The following is a 17671-nucleotide window of genomic DNA, read 5'->3' on the forward strand; positions in this document are numbered from 1 at the left end:
CTGCATTTGGCAGAGGTTGCTTGTCTCAGGTGGCCCAGAAAACCGCCGGTGGGCGTTTCCTCATCCCGTCACCTGGAAGCACGCTGATTCTAACATGGCCGCTCCTGCAGGCGTAGCTTAGAGGTCATCCGGAACATGGGTGTGAGGACCAAGCCAGTCTGTGTCTACCTGCTCTGCCCACCTCCGCGATTTTCCGAGGCAGAGGCAGCCTTTAGGGCAGCGTCACGTGTGCGCTGAGAGGGGCGTGGTCACTCAGACGGACGGGACGGTCCACCCACACATCCGTGACTCCCACGCCGGAGCTGAGCAGATAATCAATTCGCCAACCGGTGTCGTTGGCATAGGCCTGGCCCCGGTTGCTCCACCAGGTGTATTCGGGCCGCTCGCCCAACCAAGCGCGGTGGGTGTCGCTCAGGCCGCCCGCCAGATGGGCAGTCATCCATTCTCGCTCGTGCGGCAGGAACCCACTGTTTTTCTGATTGGACCGCCAATTCTTCAGGTCAATGGCCTGGTGGGCGATGTTGTAATCCCCACCGATCACCAGTGGTCCGTCCGGCAGTTGCTGCTCGGTCCAGAGCTGATAGTCCAGCAGCAGTCGGTCCTTGAACCCCTGACGCAGCTCGCCAGATGAGCCGCTGGGCAGGTACACGCTGGCAAAGCGCACCCCCGCAATCCGCGCGGAAATCAGGCGGCCCTCGGCGTCCATCGCCTCATGGCCCATCCCCAGCCGCAAGTCCTCCAAGGGCAGGCGGCTGGCAAGTGCCACCCCGCTGTAACCTGCCTTTTGCGCCGGATGCCAGGCCGAGTGATACCCCAGAGCCTCCAACACCTCCGGCATGGCTGGAGCGCGGACTTCTTGGAGCAGCAGGACATCCGGCCGATGCTTCAGGAGCCATTCATCCAACCCCTTGCGCCGGGCCGAGCGCAGGCCGTTGAGGTTCAGGGTGGTAACGCTAAGCGAGTGTGGGAGGGGAACAGACAAGCTGGGCGGCTGAAACTCGGTCACCTGACCAGCTTGCCACAGACGTGTCCGGGGACGTGGCCCTTAGTGGGGAAGGGTGGCCACGGCCAGCAAAGGTCCATGTTGGGCCAGCAGCAAGGTGGCCCGTCCCAGCGGCCAGGCCAGGGCGTCGTGTAGCTCTGCCGCAGGATGACCTTCCAGCTGAACTTGGATCAGTGGATCACCGCTGAACGCTTCCTCGCCCGCTGGTTGCAGGATGACGGTCTGTCCGCTGACCGAAAGTTCACGGCGCTCCCCCGTGCACTGGCTGAGGCTATAAGGTCCAGTTTGTGGGAACTCGCCCCGTTCCAGCGTCTGCGGATCGAAGATAACTTCTGGAACGTGCGCTGCTCCCAGCAGTTCCGAAAGCAGCTGACCCTCGGCGGCGTCTAGCCCAGCGGCCAGAGCCGCGGTCTGAAATACCTGAGTCCTCTCCCAGCTTTCCAGAGGACTGCTCAGGGCCAGCAGTGCGTCCAGCGCCTTCTCGGCGAGCTGGCCCAGCTGCGCGGCGGGGGCACTGTGATAGCGCGCAGCGCTGCCCGGTGACAGGTCAGTGCCCGCCAGTTCGCGGCCACGCAGCGAGAGGGCAGCTGCCCGTGCCAGCCGCATAGGCGCGTACGCCAGATACGGCTGAGTCAGATAGGCCAGCAGCCGCGCCCGGTTGGCCTGGATCTGTAGCGCAGCTGGCGCTGCCCACTCGCGGCGCAGCAGCAGGTAATCGCGGTCCAGTACGGCGTGGATCAGCTGATCTTCCAGCTGGACACTCCAGATTCGCAGGCTGGCGGGCAGGTCCTGACGCAGTGGGAGTACCCGTCGCTCTGCGCCGTTCACCCCCCACAGGTGGAGGTCGAAGTCACCCGCAGTAGGGTTGCCCTCTCCCAAACCAGCAGTGGGGATCAGCTCGCCCCGAAGTTTGCCCCAGCTGAACTGGCCTGGATGCAGCCGCAGTGCAGTCAGCTGGGCTTCGGGATCTGGCGTGCTGCTCACACTGACGGGTTGGGCCGCCTGTGGCAAGGCCGTCGGCCAGCGCTCCAAAAGTCGGGTGAGGACGGCGATGGTCTTCTTGAGCAGTTCCAGCTCTTCAGACCAGATCAGGTCGGCGGAAGACAGGTGCAGTGGCCCATCCGGCGCGAGGTGGCCCGCTGGGGCGTCGCCTGGGCCAGTCGGGAAGACCTGCTGGTCACGGGCCAGACTGGAAAGTCCGTCGTCGGTAAAAATTGCACGCCCCATGTCCTGCGGCGAGGATGGTGGCTCGCCCCAGCGTTGGAGGCTCAGGTCCCATAGCCCAGCAACGGCCCTAAGCAGTTGCTGGCGTCCGGTATAGGTAGAGAGCAGCTCCAGCACGCTCTCGGTCAGGGCGTCAATCTGATGGGGTCCGGCCAGACCTAAACTGACCGATTCACCCAGCGAGACCAGCGCACGCTGCGGCTCACCGCGCTGCTCGTGTTGCAGGTTCAAGGTGGCGGTCAGGAGCGTCCGCAGGGGCATCAGACGCGGCTCTGAGCGGGTCGCCCACAGGCGCGCAGAAACCCACCGGCGGGCATCCGCGTGCCACAGTCGCTGGGCCATCGTGCGCAGAACCTCGGCCTGAGCGGCCTGCGCCGACTGGGCCGATTTGCGTGGGCGAGCCCTGAAGTGCACCTCGCCCCGGCGCTGCAAGTCACGGAACTGCCGCTCGGCGGCCATCAAGCGGCGGCGTGAGCCGGAATCCAGCGTGTCGGCGGTCATAAGCAGTTCACGCAGATCTAAAAAAGCCTGTTTGTCCCCCCTGGGGCTGCGGCCATGATGCAGGTCCTCCACGCGGTATTCATAGAGTTGAACCAGCTCATCCAGCCACTCATTTGCCCTCATCCGCCGCAGTATATCGGGTGCTGGCCCAGGATAGAGCGGCATCTGTCAGACCCCAGATCAAGCAGCGCGCACAGGCGGGGTCAACGCGGCTGTCATAGGCTGGCCGGAAGCGGTTCCACCACGGATGGGTGAAACTGTGAGAGAACCGCAACCTGGTGGGGTATAGGGTAGGCATTAACCTGATTCTCCAGGCTGAAACCTAAGGCAATTCGGGAACGTGGACCTGCCCTGCTCAGGTGTCTGACCGGGATACTCTGGACTGCAGGCTCCATCCGCAGAGGTCGCTGGCACCCCGAAAGAGTGAACTTCACACGAAACTGAGACTGAATTTGATGATCCCCGCACCGCGCCGAACCCAGGACCAGACCAGGAATGTCCGCAGATGAGTGAGCTGCTGGACACTGTTCTGCTGCTGGGTCTCTTTGTGGCGGCCCTGCGGCTCATGCTCTTTCCGGCCGAGCGGCTGCTGCGGTACCTCACCTTGCTGGTTCTGGCCGGGCTGGCTGCGTTGCTGGTCACCCTCAACTGGGAAGCCAATCCCCAGGCTGCGCCGGGCCGCGTCCAGGGGCTTTTGGTGTTGGCTGCCGCGTTGCTTCCGGCCTTGCTGGGGGTCCATCTGCCGCGCCGCTGGGTGGACTGGGGGGGACGGCGGGGCGTCCGGCCCGGTGGACTGGACCCGTCACCAGCTGAGCTGTCCCGCCCAGGGCCGGGCCGCCGCACCTGGATTCCGGGCTTGCGGGTAGGCCACGGAGAAGAGAACGAACAGCCTCCCGCGCATCTGGGCGAGTACCTGATCGAGCGCCGCATTGGTATCGGGGGAATGGGCAACGTGTATCTGGCCCAGCGACGCAGCGACGGGCGGCAGGCAGCTCTCAAGGTTCCACAGGAGAAATTCTTGGCCGACGAGAAGTTCGTCAAGCGTTTTTTCCGCGAGGCGGAGATTCTGATGCAGTTTGACCATCCCAACATTGTGGAAGTGTTCAGCTACCGCATGGAGGACGGTGAGTACTACATCGCTATGGAGTACCTAGACGGGATCAGCTTGGAGCAGATTCTTGAGGAGCGTCAGCTCACCCTCCCTGAAGCGGTGCAAATTTTTCGGGCACTGGCGGACGCCCTGCGGCACATTCATCTCCACAAGGTGATTCACCGCGACCTCAAGCCCAGTAATGTGATGCTGCTGCAAGGGGCGCTGGACGGTGGGCAGCTGCAGCCTGGGGGCGTCAAGCTGATGGATTTCGGTATTGCGGTGGGCCAGGCCCTTTCGCGCCTCACCATGACCGGGGCGCGGGTAGGCACGCCCACCTACATGGCTCCCGAACAGGCCAAAGGCATCCGCACCGATGCCCGCAGTGACCTGTACGCGTTAGGCCTGCTGGCCTACGAGATGATCACCGGCAAGGCGGCTTTTGAGGGCAGTTACGAGTCGGTGGTGCATCAGCAGGTCTTCGAGGACCCCAAGCCGCCCAATCAGCTGCGGCGAGGGGTGCCCAGCCGCCTGAATGATCTGATCCTGCACATGATCGAAAAAGACCCCGATAAACGGCCCAACCTGGATGAAGTGATTGCTGCACTGGATGAGGGCATCTTGGTAGACGATGCCTTTGAGGACGCCGATGTGCTTGCCATAACGGTTGAAGATGCCCAGGGCTCACTACGCCTGCTGGACACCACGGGCAAGCTACGGCAGACTTGGGGAAGTCGTGGCGCGGTGACGGAACATGAACTGCGGCTCCCTGGCCCTCCCAGTGCCCTACACGGTGGCCCACACGGCGAACTGCTGGTGGCCTTTCAGAATCGCCGCCCTTCCGGTGAGGGGAGTGGTGGGCTGGTCTGGGTGCTGAACTCGCAGGGGCAACGGGTACAGCAATTCGGTGAATATGGTCTGGGCGAGTCGCAATTGCTTCAGCCCTGTGGCCTGGCGGTGCTAAGAGACCAGATCTATGTCCTGGACGGCGAGGCGCATCAGGTGAAGGTGTACAGCCTGAAGGGCGAGTTCCGATTTGCTTTCGGGCGTGAGGGTGGGCGCGAGGGCGAGTTCCGCCGCCCGACCATGCTGGCTGCGGCGGCTGCCCATCTCTATGTGCTGGATACGGGGAACCACCGCGTGCAGCGTTTTACGGCAGACGGCGAATATATGTCGCGTCTGGCGTTCCGGTTAGAGCGTGGTTCGGAGAATCTGCGCCCGTTGACTGGGCTGACCGTGGACAGTGCCGGGGCTGTGTATCTGGTGGATTCCACCGCTGCCAAGGTGCGGCGAGTGGACCCAGATGGCGATGTGACGGCTCCGGTGGCCCTCAGCCGTGAAGTGGGTGAGCCGGGTGATGCACTGTGGCTGCTGAGTATCGGTCCTAAAGGCCAGATCTATGCGGTGCCGCGTGGCAGTCACCTGCTGCGGATTTACAGTCCGTCGGGTGATTTGCTGGGAACACGCAACATGTATACCCCCGTGACCAATCTGGCGGCTTTTCAGCGCCGCTTACTGGCTGAGGCGGCCCAGCGTATTTCTGCCTGAGCCGCACTGCCGCGCCGGGCCTTTGCATGATCAGGGGGCACGGGCAGCAGGGGGAGTGGGCTGGGGACGGGTCAGGCCGAACAGGCCCATGCCCCACGCCATCGCGGGGCCGCTCAGCAGCGCAAAGGCAGCTGTGCCTAACCCCAGCTGTCCTCCCAGCGCCCAGCCCAGCGCCAAGACCAAGAGCTCGATGACCGTCCGTATGGTGGCGACCGGAGCGCCGCTCAGCCGTGAGAGGCCCAGCACCAGTCCGTCACGCGGGCCAGCGCCCAGCGCGGCGGCCACATAGGTGCCGGTGGCCAGACCCAGCAGGGCAACGCCGATCAGAAATTCGCCCCAACGTAGCAGCAGACTGCTTGGCTCTGGAAAAAAGGCGAACAGGTCCAGAAATAAGCCGACCAGTACAGCATTCAGGACGGTCCCCAGGCCAATCGGTTCACGCAGCAGCAGTCGGCTGAGGGTCACGATGACCACCCCGGCGGCAATGCCTGCCTGGCCGACCGTCACCGGTAGCCGGTCAGCCATCCCGGTGTGCAGCACGTCCCAGGGAGCCACGCCCACTCCTGCATCGATCATCAGACGCAGCGAGAGCCCATAAAGCATCAGGCCAAACAGCAACAGGGCCAGCCGTGCCCCGAAAGGCCAGTGCTTGACGCCCTCCAAGGGGGCCGAAGTTGCGCGGGTCAAATGTTGAACCCACCGTCGACCAGCAGTTCCTGGCCAGTGATGTAAGCGGCTTCGTCCGTGGACAGGAACGCGATGGCAGCAGCCACCTCACGCGGCTCTCCGAAGCGGCCTGCTGGAATACTGCCAGCCAGGCGCTGCGCCTCGGCAGGGTCATGGTGCAGGGCCTGAAGCCGCTCCGTGGCGGTGTAACCGGGGGCTACCGTGTTGCAGGTCACGCCGTTCCCTGCCACTTCTAGGGCCAGGGTCCGTAGATGGTTGGTCACGGCGGCGCGCATGGCGTTACTGACCGGCAGGCGCAGCACTGGATGCGAGACGGTCATGGAGGTGACGGCGATGATCCGGCCCCAGCCGCGCTCCTGCATACCGGGCAGCACGCCAGCCGCCAGCCGCACGGTACTCAGGAAGTTGGTCTGATAACCCGCTTCCCAGGCCTCTTCAGGGACTTCGCTGGGGAGGGCCTGCGGTGGTCCGCCAGCATTGGCCACCAGAATATCTACCGCTCCGGCAGCTTCTAGGGCAGCAGCGACACCCTCAGGAGTGCCGACATCGGCCGCCACCCAGGCCGCTCCGATCTGCCCAGCGGCCGCTTGCAGGTCACTTTCGGTGCGGGCCGCGATGGTGACTTCGGCGCCCAGCTCGCGCATCAGCTGCGCCGCCGCGAATCCGATGCCTTTCGATCCGCCGGTGACGAGGGCGCGGCGTCCATCCAGGCGAAAAGGAACGTGCTGGGCAGGTGCTGAGGTCATACCGCAGTGTAAGGGTCTGGGGGTGTGGGCGTGGCGAGAAACTTCCAGTTTTGGATGGCCTTACGGGCCAGCACGCCCTTGCCTTCTAACCCAACAGGTTGCGTCCGAGAAAGACGGCGGCCAGCCCAGCAACCGCCAGCAGGGCGGCCAGACTGAGACGGCGGTCTGTGTGCCAGCAGGTCACGGCTACCCAGAGCGCTGCCAATACGGGAACAGCCGCCAACGTGCTCACAGCGAGCCCCGCCAGCTCCGGCCAGATGAGCGTGACAGCCATCAGCAGCCCAGCGGCCAGGGTGCCCCAGGTATACAGCTGCGGCACCTGCCCGGTCAGTGCAGCGCTCGCCAGCTGATCGCCAGACGGGGAAGATAGGTCTTGGGGGCTCATGCCCATTACTATAGAAGAATGAAAAAAATCCTGGCCCTGATGCTGACGTTGCTGGCGACCCAGGCCAGCGCCGCCGATCTGCCCCAACCCTACCGCTACGGGTTCAGCGAAGGCGGAGCCTATCACCTGATGCTGACCCACTGGGTGGCGGATGGCAGTGGGTTTCCAGCTGCTGAGTTGCGGGTGGTGCGCCAGGGCGTAGGGGTGCTGATCAGTGACCGCCTGGTTCTCCGGGAGGCGGCAGAAGGCACCACCTCGGCGCAGGTGGCCGAGCAGCTGCTGACCCGCCACGCCGCCCGGCTGCGGCAGCTGGGCCTGGAGCGGCCCATTCCGGGCCAGATGCTGTGGGCACAGGCGTTACCCTTGCCTTCGCTGGCCGGCTGGCCCGCGCAAGAGCCGCAGACCGTGACGCTGAATTCCGGCTTGGGCAGCACCGTCCGTACCCTGGAGGTACGCCCCCAGGCGGCCTATAACCACTGCGAATATAGGGGGCTGTTACCAGCTGATCCAGTGGGTCTCCGCCTGCGGGTGAACGGTCAGGACTGGTTCCGCGACGCCGCCCAACTGCCTGCTGGCCGCAACTGCGTGGCGGCCTACCGCCTAGAAGCGGCCTGGCAATACGGAGACGCCGTAGCTGTGCTGCTGCGTGGCTATGGCCCTGGCTTTGAGGGGCCTGATGCCCACCCCATCACCTTCCTGAACCGCGCTCCGGCACCAAGCGGCACGCCTACTCCTGTCTCACAAGCGCAGCCTGCTCCGCAAGAGCAGGTCGCCCCATAAAATTGCAGCAGAGATGAATGATCCTGGCCTGAGCGTCCTGACTGCCATGATTACCCCGGCGGTGCTGCTCAGTGGGGCCGGGGCCATTCTGATGAGCACCACCACGCGGGTGGGCCGCGTCACCGACCGAATCAAGTATTACACTGACCGTTTCCGGGAACTGATTGAGGGGCAGCATCTGGATGAAGGGCTAGCCGCTGCCGAAAAGGAAATGATCATAGACCAGCTAGAACTGCACTCGCAGCGCAGCCGCATGTTGCTGCGGGCCATGACCGGGCTGTACGTCGCCATCAGCCTCTTCGTGCTGTCCAGTGTCCTGATCGGCGGGCGCGAGCTGATTCAGGGCTATACCGGCGTGGTGCCGACCCTCACAGCGATTCTGGGATCGGTCAGTTTGGCTTATGCCACCTTGATGCTCAGCGCCGAGGTGCGCCTCAGCGCCCGCGCCACCCGGCGGGAAATGCGTTTTGCTCTGCGGTTAGGCGAGCGCTATGCACAGTTGTACGACGAGGCCCACCCTACAGCGAGGAGGTAAGACACAGCAAATCAGATCTGGCTGGACTGATGACCTATGCCGATCAGTAGACAAAAAATACCCCCCACCAGTTCTGGTGGGGGATGATTTTTGCCTCTTATTGGGGCGAGTTGGGATTACAGCAGGGCGTTATCGGCAGCGGGAGCGTCGGTGACTGGGGCGCGTTCCTCGCGGGGCGCGGGAATAGCCGCCACGGCGCTGGGGTTGTATTTCTCCAGCGTGCGGTCGTCGGCTACCTGAACGTCGCGCACAGCGTTCAGACCAGTTCCAGCGGGAATCAGCTTGCCGAGGATCACGTTTTCCTTCAGACCGATCAGCTCGTCCACCTGACCGCGCATGGATGCCTCCGTCAGCACGTGGGTGGTGTGCTGGAAGGATGCGGCACTCAGCCAGGACTTGGTGGTCAGGCTGGACTTGGTGATGCCGAGCAGCACCGGCTTCCAGCTGGCTGGGGTTTGACCGGCTTCCAGAGCATTGTTGGCGTCCTGCACGTCCCAGCGCTCCACGATCTGCCCTTCGAGCATGTCGGTGTCGCCGCCTTCGGTGATTTCCACGAAGCGTAGCATCTGCCGCACGATGATCTCGATGTGCTTGTCGTGCACCTTCACACCCTGAGAGCGGTACACGCGCTGCACTTCTTCCACCAGGTAGCGCTGCACGGCGTCAATGCCTTTGTACTCCAGCAGGTCGTGGGGGTTCACGGCGCCGCGGGTGAGCGGCTGGCCGGTTTCCACCCGCTCACCGTCACGGACCGTCAGGCGCAGGGTCTTGGGCACCTTGGTCGCGGTCTTGGAGGAGAACTCCTCGTCGTCCGCGTCAATCCGCAGCAGGTAGCGGTCCTCTTCTTCCTCGATGCGTAGCACACCGTCACGGTCAGCCAGGATGGCCGGAACCTTGGGCTTGCGGGCCTCGAACAGCTCGATGACGCGGGGCAGACCCATGGTGATGTCGCCGCCACCGGCCACACCGCCGGTGTGGAAGGTCCGCATGGTCAGCTGGGTGCCGGGCTCACCGATAGACTCGGCGGCCACCACACCCACGGTTTCGCCCAAGCTGACGGGCTTGGCCTGCGACAGGTCGTAGCCATAGCATTTGCGGTCCACGCCGCTGCGCACCGTGGAGTTGAAGGGAGTATAGACATGCACCTCGCGCAGGTTTTCAGCTTCTTGGCCGATCTGCTGCACATCTTCCAATGCCAGCATTTCGTTTTCGCGGATCACGCGGTCACTCAGCTCAATGTCCACGGCCACAGTGCGGCCATAGATGCTGGTTTCCAGCTCGCTGCCCTTGCGGGTGCGCCACTCGCCGGTGCGGCTGTCCACTTCGCCCAGTGGGATGGTGGTGTAGTCGGTGGTACCGCAGTCCAGGTCACGCACCACGATCTCGTGGGCCACGTCCACCAGCTTACGGGTCAGGTAGCCGGAGTCGGCGGTTCGCAGCGCGGTATCGGCCCCACCCTTACGGGCACCGTGGGTGGAGATGAAGTACTCCAGCACGGTCAGACCTTCGCGGAAGGACGCCCGGATAGGCACTTCAATGGTGCGTCCGTCGGGGCGGGCCATCAGGCCGCGCATCCCGGCCAGCTGAGTGATCTGCTGGGCGTTACCACGGGCACCCGACTGGCTCATGATCCACAGCGGGTTAAAAGGGTAGTTGTCCGAGAAGTTCTGGAACATCGCGTTCTTCACGTTGTCCTTGGTGTCGTTCCACAGGTCCACGACCTGCTTGTAGCGCTCGTCCTCGGTCATAAACCCGAACTCGTAGTTCTGCTCGATCTCGTCCACCTGTGCGTCGGCTTCGGCCAGAATCTCGGCCTTGGTCGGTGGAATCACGATATCGTCGATGCCGATGGTGATGCCCGAGGTGGTGGACAGCTTGAAGCCGCTGTCTTTGAGGGCATCCAGTAGGTGAGCGGTGGCCTCAATACCCAGCTGACGGTAGCAGGCCATGACCATATCCTTGAGGTAATCCTTCTCGTAGGCTACGTCCAGACGCACCAGCTGATCTACCATCCCGGCGTTCTCGCCCAGGGCTTCTTGGACCAGGCGGCGGAACATCACCCGGCCAGCGCTGGTCTGGTACAGTTCACCGTTCAGGCGGATGGTGACGTGATCCTGGTAGTCAATCTCGCCGCGGTCTACGGCATGAATGGCTTCGTCGGGGCTGGCGAATTGGTAGCGCAGGCGGCCTGGGCTGGTTTCCTCGCCGTTCAGCATGACGGGGCTGTTCAGCAGCAATTCGCCCTGGTCGTAAGCTTCCAGCACATCGTTGGCCGACGAGAATTCGCGGCCCGCGCCCAGGTTGTCGTGACGCAGCTGGGTCAGTGTGAAGATGCCCAGAATGATGTCGCGGCTGGGTTTGACGTTGGGTTCACCGTTGGCAGGCGACAGCAGGTTATGGGCGCTGAGCATCTGAATGCGGGCTTCGGCCTGCGCCTGGGCGCTCAGCGGCACGTGAATGGCCATCTGATCCCCGTCAAAGTCGGCGTTGAAGGCTTCACAGACCAGCGGGTGTAGCTGAATCGACTGACCTTCGACCAGCACGGGTTCAAAGGCCTGGATGCCCAGGCGGTGCAGCGTGGGCGCACGGTTCAGCAACACCACTTTGTCCTCAATCACTTCTTCCAGCGCGTCCCACACGCTGTCCTTGGTGTCGCGGTAGCGCTCCAGCATCTTGCGGGCTTGCTTGATGTTGGTGACTTCGCCTTTTTCTTCCAGCAGTTTGAACAGGAACGGCTTGAACAGCTCCAGCGCCATACGTTTGGGCACACCACACTGGTGCAGTCGCAGCTGCGGACCCACCACGATCACCGAGCGGCCCGAGTAGTCCACGCGCTTACCGAGCAGGTTCTGGCGGAAACGGCCCTGCTTGCCGCCCAGCAGGTCGGTCAGCGAGCGCAAGCTGCGGTCCGAACCGGGGTTGGTCACGGGGCTGCCGCGCCGTCCGTTGTCGATCAGGGCGTCCACCGCTTCTTGCAGCATCCGCTTCTCGTTGCGGATGATCATGTCGGGTGCGCCCTGACTCATCAGCTTCTTGAGGCGGTTGTTGCGGTTGATCAGGCGGCGGTACAGGTCGTTCAGGTCGGAGGTCGCGAAGCGTCCGCCGTCCACCTGCACCATGGGTCGCAAGTCTGGTGGCATGACCGGAACACTCTCAAGGACCATCCAACTCGGACTGTTGCCGGAGCGCTTGAACGCCCGGACCACTTCCAGCCGTTTACGGGCCTTGGCACGCTTGTGGCGGCTGTTATCGCTCATGGTGCCGTTCAGTTCGACTTCCAGGGTGTCCAAATCCAGGTCGTCCAGCATGTCTTTGATCGCTTCGGCGCCCATTTTGGCCTCAAAGTCGTAGGACTCGATCACGCGGACCTGCTTACGGACCAGGTCGATTTCCACGCGGCCCGAAATCTCGGACTTGAGCGCACCGGAATCGGCCAGTTCGTCACCGGGTTCCACGCGGTCGCCGTTCACGACCAGCGGCTCGTCCCCATACTCGTACACCTTGGCCTTGGACACGATGATGCTGGCCGGTGCATGAATGGTCAGTACACCGTCGGCTTCGGCAATCACTTCTTCGTCTTCGTCAATGGCGCCCACAACCTTTTGGCCACGGCGCACTTCGGAGCCGTCTCCGACCAGCACGTGCATGGTGGGGTCAATGGCGTACTCGGCGCGGCGGTTCCAGTGGGCGGTCAGGGTGACACCCTTCTTGCCAAAGTTCACGGCACTCAGGCGGCTGTCACGGCTCACGCGCAGCAGGTCGCCTGCTTTGGCCTCAGCTAGAACAGCACCTTCGTCCACAATTTCGCCGTGTACGACCTGCACGTCCATACCGTGCGGGATGTACAGGCTGGCCAGCACTTTGGCTTTGGGGGCCTTGCGGCGGGGGGCAGCAGTTTCCTCACCGTCTTCGCCATTGGTTTCTTCGGGTTCCGGCTCGTCCACTTGCTCACGCAGTTCGATCATGACCGAGTCCTCGCCCATCTCTTTGAGGTAGGCGACGCCAGCTACTGGCGCGGTCACAGTGACGTTTTCTTCCAATTCAGCCAGAACTTCACCAGCGCGGAAGATGTCTTGCTGCACCAGGGCGTCGGCGCTGAGCGGCAGCGCGGCTTCCTGCTCCTCGCGGTAGGCGATCTCGGCGCGGCGGGGGAAACGGTACTGGGCCAGGCCGTCCATCTTGGACACGACATTGCCGCCCAGGGTCTGCCCACGGGTCACATAGTCGCCGTCCTTGACATCGGCTTCAGCGCCGCCCTGCAGGGCGTAGGTTTCCTGGCGACCAAAGCGCAGTTCACGGTACTCGTCGTCGCTCAGCAGTTCGCCGCGCTTGAGGGGACGGCCTTCTTTCTGGGCATTGCGGGGATCAGTCACCAGGAAAGAGGAGAAGTACAGTACCTTTTCCAGCTGCCCGGCAGTCAGGTCCAGCAGGGTGCCGATCTTGCTGGGGCTGTCCTTGACGTACCAGATATGTGCGGCGGGGGTAGCCAGATCAATGTGGCCCATGCGGTAGCGGCGCACCTTGCTGGAAGTGACTTCCACGCCGCAGCGCTCGCAGACCTTGCCCTCGTAGCGCTGGCGCTTGTAGCGTCCGCAAGCACACTCGTAGTCCTTGATTGGGCCAAAGATACGCTCGTCAAAAAGACCTTCGCGCTCCGGCTTGAGGGTGCGGTAGTTGATGGTTTCCGGCTTTTCCACCTCACCAAAGCTCCACTCACGGATTTTCTCCGGGCTGGCAATGGCGATACGGACTTTGTTGAAATCTTTCATTGAAACTCCTTCGGAGTTGGGCGAAAAGCAGATGGAAAAAGGCAGAAGGCTGTCACCATTGGGGTTGAGATTTAGCTTGGGCAGATGGCTCGCTTGGCCTTGTGCTTTCCGCTTGCAGCCTTCTGCGGGCGCGTTTCAGCGTCCTTAGCGCTTGGGCATCATGCCTTCGAAGATGTCCACGGCCTTATCGCCGCTGTCCAGGACTTCTACGTCCAGACCCAGCGAGTGCAGTTCCTTGACCAGCACCTTGAAGCTCTCGGGGATGGTGGAGTCGGCCACCTGCTCACCCTTGACGATGCTCTGGTAAGCGGCGTCGCGGCCGTCGATGTCGTCGGACTTGATGGTCAGCATCTCCTTGAGGGTGTGCGCCGCGCCATAAGCTTCCAGCGCCCACACTTCCATTTCCCCGAAGCGCTGACCGCCGAACTGCGCCTTACCGCCCAGCGGCTGCTGGGTAATCAGCGAGTAGGGGCCGGTGGAGCGGGCGTGCAGCTTGTCTTCTACCATGTGGTACAGCTTCATCACGTACATGATGCCCACCACGACGGGTCCGCTGATCGGCTCGCCAGTGCGGCCATCGAACAACACGCTCTTGCCCACGCGGGCCAGTTGCTTGAGGGCACCTTCGTAGTTCTCGCCGGGTTGGTCAATCACGCCTAGCTTGGCGGCGCGGTCCAGCACTTCTTCTTCGCGGCGGTCAATATCGAAGCCTTCGTCGCGGCGCCGCTGCAGACGCAGGTTAGCCTGCTCTTCCAGCATGTCCTTGATCTGGGCTTCGGTCACCGAGTCGAACACCGGGGTCACGAACTTCTTGCCGGTGATGCGGGCCACTTCACCCAGGTGGGTTTCCAGAATTTGGCCCAGGTTCATGCGGCTCGGCACACCGAGCGGATTGAACACGATGTCCACCGGGGTTCCGTCTTCGAGGTAGGGCATGTCTTCGGGGGGCAGAATCTTGGAGACCACGCCCTTGTTTCCGTGGCGGTTGGCCACCTTGTCGCCCACCTGCAGCTGACGCTTCTGGGCCACGTACACGCGCACCATTTCACGCACGCCAGGCTTGAGATCCACACCCTCGTCACCGCGGCGGAAGCGCACGGTCTTGACGACGATGCCGCCCTGACCCGACTGCACGCGCAGCGAGGTGTCTTTCACTTCACGGGCCTTTTCACCGAAGATGGAGCGCAGCAGACGCTCTTCGGGGCTGGGTTCGCTTTCCCCCTTAAAGGAGGTCTTGCCTACCAGGATGTCACCCGGCTTGACCTCGGCGCCCACGCGCACGATGCCGTCTTCGTCGAGGTCGCGCAGCGCGGCTTCGCTCAGACCGGGAATGTCGCGGGTGATTTTTTCCGGGCCCAGTTTGGTGTCACGGGCTTCGATTTCGTCTTTTTCGATGTGAACCGAGGTGTAGAAATCCTTGCGGACCAGCCCTTCAGAGATGCAGATGGCATCTTCGAAGTTAAAGCCGTCAAACGGCATGATGGCGATGGTGATGTTCTGACCCAGCGCCAGGCGGCCAAATTCGGAGGCGGGACCGTCGGCCAGCACCTGTCCAGCCACAACCTGCTCGCCCACTTCGACGATGGGGTGTTGATCCAGGTTGGTTCCCTGGTTGGAGCGGGTAAAGCGCACCAGTTCATAAATCTGAATGTTGCCCTTTTTCATGCCCATGTCCGGGGCGTCTTCGGTCAGCTTGATCTGGATGTTACGGCTGTCCACGTAAATCACTTCGCCGGTCACTTCGCTTACGACAGTGGTGCCGGAATCGGTGATTACACGCTCTTCCACACCAGTGCCCACGGCGGGGCTTTCAGCGCGCACCAGCGGTACGGCCTGCGACTGCATGTTGGAACCCATCAGGGCGCGGTTGGCGTCGTCGTGCTCCAGAAAGGGAATCAGGCTGGTGTTGATCGAAACGATCTGCTTGGGGCTAACGTCCATGAACTCCACGTCGGCCGGGTCATACAGCAGCGGCTCGCCGGATTTGCGGGCCAGGATGCGCTCTTCGGCAAAGGTTCCGTCATCATTGAGCGGGCTGTTGGCCTGCGCGATGGTGTAGCGGTCCTCAATGTCGGCAGTCATGTAGATCACGTCATCGCTGACCACGCCGTTCTCCACGCGGCGGTAGGGCGCCTCGATAAAGCCGAGCGGGTTCACCTTGGAGTAACTGGAGAGTGAAGAAATCAGGCCGATGTTGGCGCCTTCGGGCGTCTCGATGGGGCAGATGCGGCCGTAGTGGGTCCGGTGCACGTCGCGCACGTCGAAGCCGGCGCGCTCGCGGGTCAGACCGCCTGGGCCCAGGGCCGAAATCCGGCGCTTGTGGCGCAAGTCGGACAGGGGGTTGGTCTGGTCCTTGAACTGGCTGAGCTGGCTGCGTCCGAAGAACTCGCGCATGGCCGCCACGATGGGGCGGTTGTTCACCAGCTTGGTGGGGGTCGCGGCGTCGGGGTTACCCAGCAGCATCCGCTCGCGCACGCCACGCGCCATGCGGCCCATGCCCACGCGCAGCTGGTCGGCGAGCAGTTCGCCCACGGTCCGCACGCGGCGGTTCCCCAGGTGATCAATATCGTCTTCGTGGACGGGGACTTCCTGTGCCACACCGTCGGCGTCGGCACCCAGGGTGATGGTCTCCAGGCCGTTTTGCAGGGCCAGCAGATAGCGGATGGTGTCCACCAGGCCCTCGTCAAAGAACTGGCCGTCACGGAAGGTCAGCAGGGTTGGCGTATCGCGCTGCCAGGTGCCCAGCTTGGTGTTCATCTTGAAGCGGCCAGGTTCGCCCAGGTCATAGCGGCGGGGGTCAGCCAGTAGACCGTAAAGGTACTGGGTGGCCTTGTCACGCTTGGGCGGATCGCCGGGGCGCAGCACCGTAAAGAGGCGCAGCAGCGCTTCGTCGGCGTTCATGCCCGCAGTTTTGTCCTCAATTTCGAGGTCTTTGTCAAACTCGGTAAACAGTTCGCGGATCTGACCGTCGTCCATGCCCAGCACCCGCAGCAGCAGACTGACAGGGAACTTGCGCTTGTTGACCTTCATTTCCAGCATGTCGCCGGCCCATTCCAGTTCGATCCAGGGACCGCGCTTGGGCATGGGGATGATCGCCGCCGAGTACAGCTTCTTCAGACCTTTATAGGAGGAAGTGAAGTACACGCCGGGGCTACGGTGAATCTGGCTGATGACCACGCGGTCAGCGCCGTTGATGATAAACGAGCCGTCCTCGGTCATCAGTGGCAGGTCGCCCAGGAACACCTGGTCTTCTTTGATGACGCCGCTGTCCTTATGGATCAGTTGCAGCTTGGCGTACATGGGTGCCTGATAAGTCAGGTCCTTTTCACGGCACTCTTCGGGGCTGTAGGCCGGGTCGCCCAGGCGGTATTCGAGATAGTCCAGCACCAGGCCAGTCGAGCGGCCCTTTTCGGTTTCATCGATAGGGAAGACTTCGCGGAAAGCACTTTCCAGGCCGAAGTTGGTGCGCTCACCGGGAGTCTTGCCCGATTGCAAGAACGCATTGAAGGAGTCTACCTGAACTTCGGTCAGGTCAGGCAGGGGGATCACTTCGGCAATTTCACCAAAGCGCTGAATCGTGGGGCGTGACTGCATGTCCACCTCGTGGGAATAGGGGCGAATGGAATGGCGGTGCGGAGGCGCTCGCTTGCTGAAATCCGGCGTTCAGCAGGGAAGAAAGTGAACTGCGCTAGCTTGCTTTGAACCAGGCGGACCCTGAGCAAAGCAAAAAGGCCGCTTTACGGTACTGCGGTGCAGGGCACGGAGCAGGATAAAGTCGGCGGCTGGGCGAGGTCTGGTCCTTTTCTTCCTTACGGCGGTTTAGCAAGAAGGCTCCATTCCAACCCATCTTGGTTGGCTAAACTTGAGTGTAGCATCTGGGAACGGGATTTGTGAAGGGTGGTCAAGCGGCTGCAGGTTACAGAAAGTTGGGAACCTGCAGCCTTGAGCCCTCACCCGGTCTTTCAGGTCAGTGAGCGGTGGTCCACCATCATGCAGCGGTCCTGCACTACGTCTATTCCGGCCTCGGTCAGGCGCCGGGCCGTCTGATCGTCCCGGATCCCCTGCTGTAGCCACACCAGTCGGGGTGCGGGATTGAGGTTCAGAATGTCGTCCTGGTGCTGATATACCTGGTCCGAGCGGCGGAAGATTAGCACGATATCTACCGGAACCTGGATTTCGCCAAGAGTGGACACAGCGGCATGTCCGAAGAATTCCTCGCCGCCCTCTGCCAGCGCCGGATTCACTGGAATGATGCTGTAGCCCCGCCTATGAAAGTATTCGGGAACGTAGTGTGCCGCGCGGGTAGGTTCACGGTGGAAGCCGATCACGGCAATGGTCGCGCCTTCAGGACTGAGATGCCTGGCAAGGTCTTTGGACTGGTCAATCAGGGTCATGGTGAGCCT

Annotated in this window: 11 protein-coding genes; 3 read left to right on the plus strand and 8 right to left on the minus strand. The window is 62.7% G+C overall.

The window, feature by feature from the left end; all coding sequences use genetic code 11:
- Positions 1–211: 211 nt before the first annotated feature.
- Positions 212–1006 carry an exodeoxyribonuclease III gene (locus tag LMT64_RS03510; protein WP_229253363.1) on the minus strand — a complete coding sequence of 265 codons (795 nt, stop codon included), beginning with the start codon at positions 1004–1006 and terminating at the stop codon, positions 212–214.
- 39 nt (positions 1007–1045) lie between these two features.
- A complete protein-coding gene (locus tag LMT64_RS03515; RefSeq protein ID WP_126352219.1) occupies positions 1046–2851 on the minus strand; it encodes a hypothetical protein in 1806 nt (601 codons plus the stop codon).
- A 382-nt stretch (positions 2852–3233) separates the two neighbouring features.
- Here LMT64_RS03515 and LMT64_RS03520 point away from each other — a divergent pair, with 382 nt between their 5' ends.
- A complete protein-coding gene (locus LMT64_RS03520; RefSeq protein WP_126352218.1) occupies positions 3234–5366 on the plus strand; it encodes a protein kinase domain-containing protein in 2133 nt (710 codons plus the stop codon).
- Positions 5367–5396: 30 nt separating this feature from the next.
- Here LMT64_RS03520 and LMT64_RS03525 read toward each other — a convergent pair whose 3' ends face one another.
- The 3 genes from LMT64_RS03525 to LMT64_RS03535 form a co-directional block, all read right to left on the minus strand.
- Entirely contained in the window at positions 5397–6053 is a 657-nt protein-coding gene (locus LMT64_RS03525; protein WP_229253364.1) for a YczE/YyaS/YitT family protein, read from the minus strand.
- Positions 6050–6799 carry an SDR family oxidoreductase gene (locus LMT64_RS03530; protein ID WP_126352217.1) on the minus strand — a complete coding sequence of 250 codons (750 nt, stop codon included), beginning with the start codon at positions 6797–6799 and terminating at the stop codon, positions 6050–6052. Before LMT64_RS03530 ends, LMT64_RS03525 begins: the two co-directional genes overlap by 4 nt.
- An 85-nt stretch (positions 6800–6884) precedes the next feature.
- On the minus strand, positions 6885–7184 hold the full coding sequence (locus LMT64_RS03535; protein ID WP_126352216.1) for a hypothetical protein: 300 nt from the start codon (positions 7182–7184) through the stop codon (positions 6885–6887).
- A gap of 18 nt (positions 7185–7202) precedes the next feature.
- Here LMT64_RS03535 and LMT64_RS03540 point away from each other — a divergent pair, with 18 nt between their 5' ends.
- A complete protein-coding gene (locus LMT64_RS03540; protein WP_126352215.1) occupies positions 7203–7964 on the plus strand; it encodes a DUF2259 domain-containing protein in 762 nt (253 codons plus the stop codon).
- Between the two features lie 13 nt (positions 7965–7977).
- Positions 7978–8499: a DUF2721 domain-containing protein gene (locus LMT64_RS03545; protein WP_126352214.1), complete on the plus strand. Its 522-nt coding sequence runs from the start codon at positions 7978–7980 to the stop codon at positions 8497–8499.
- A gap of 116 nt (positions 8500–8615) precedes the next feature.
- On the opposite strand, the gene rpoC is transcribed toward LMT64_RS03545, so the two are convergent.
- From rpoC to LMT64_RS03560, 3 genes are all read right to left on the minus strand, one after another.
- Positions 8616–13268 (minus strand): DNA-directed RNA polymerase subunit beta', encoded by a 4653-nt coding sequence (gene rpoC / locus LMT64_RS03550; RefSeq protein ID WP_170165986.1) that lies wholly within the window; start codon positions 13266–13268, stop codon positions 8616–8618.
- A 144-nt stretch (positions 13269–13412) separates the two neighbouring features.
- Positions 13413–16862, minus strand: coding sequence for a DNA-directed RNA polymerase subunit beta (gene rpoB / locus LMT64_RS03555; RefSeq protein ID WP_126352213.1), 3450 nt, complete (start codon positions 16860–16862; stop codon positions 13413–13415).
- A gap of 368 nt (positions 16863–17230) precedes the next feature.
- The gene (locus LMT64_RS03560) at positions 17231–17662 is read right to left on the minus strand and encodes a CoA-binding protein (protein ID WP_126352212.1); all 432 of its coding nucleotides are present in this window, start codon (positions 17660–17662) and stop codon (positions 17231–17233) included.
- Between the last annotated feature and the right edge of the window lie 9 nt (positions 17663–17671).

Source organism: Deinococcus radiophilus (assembly GCF_020889625.1).
Classification (GTDB): Bacteria; Deinococcota; Deinococci; order Deinococcales; family Deinococcaceae; genus Deinococcus; species Deinococcus radiophilus.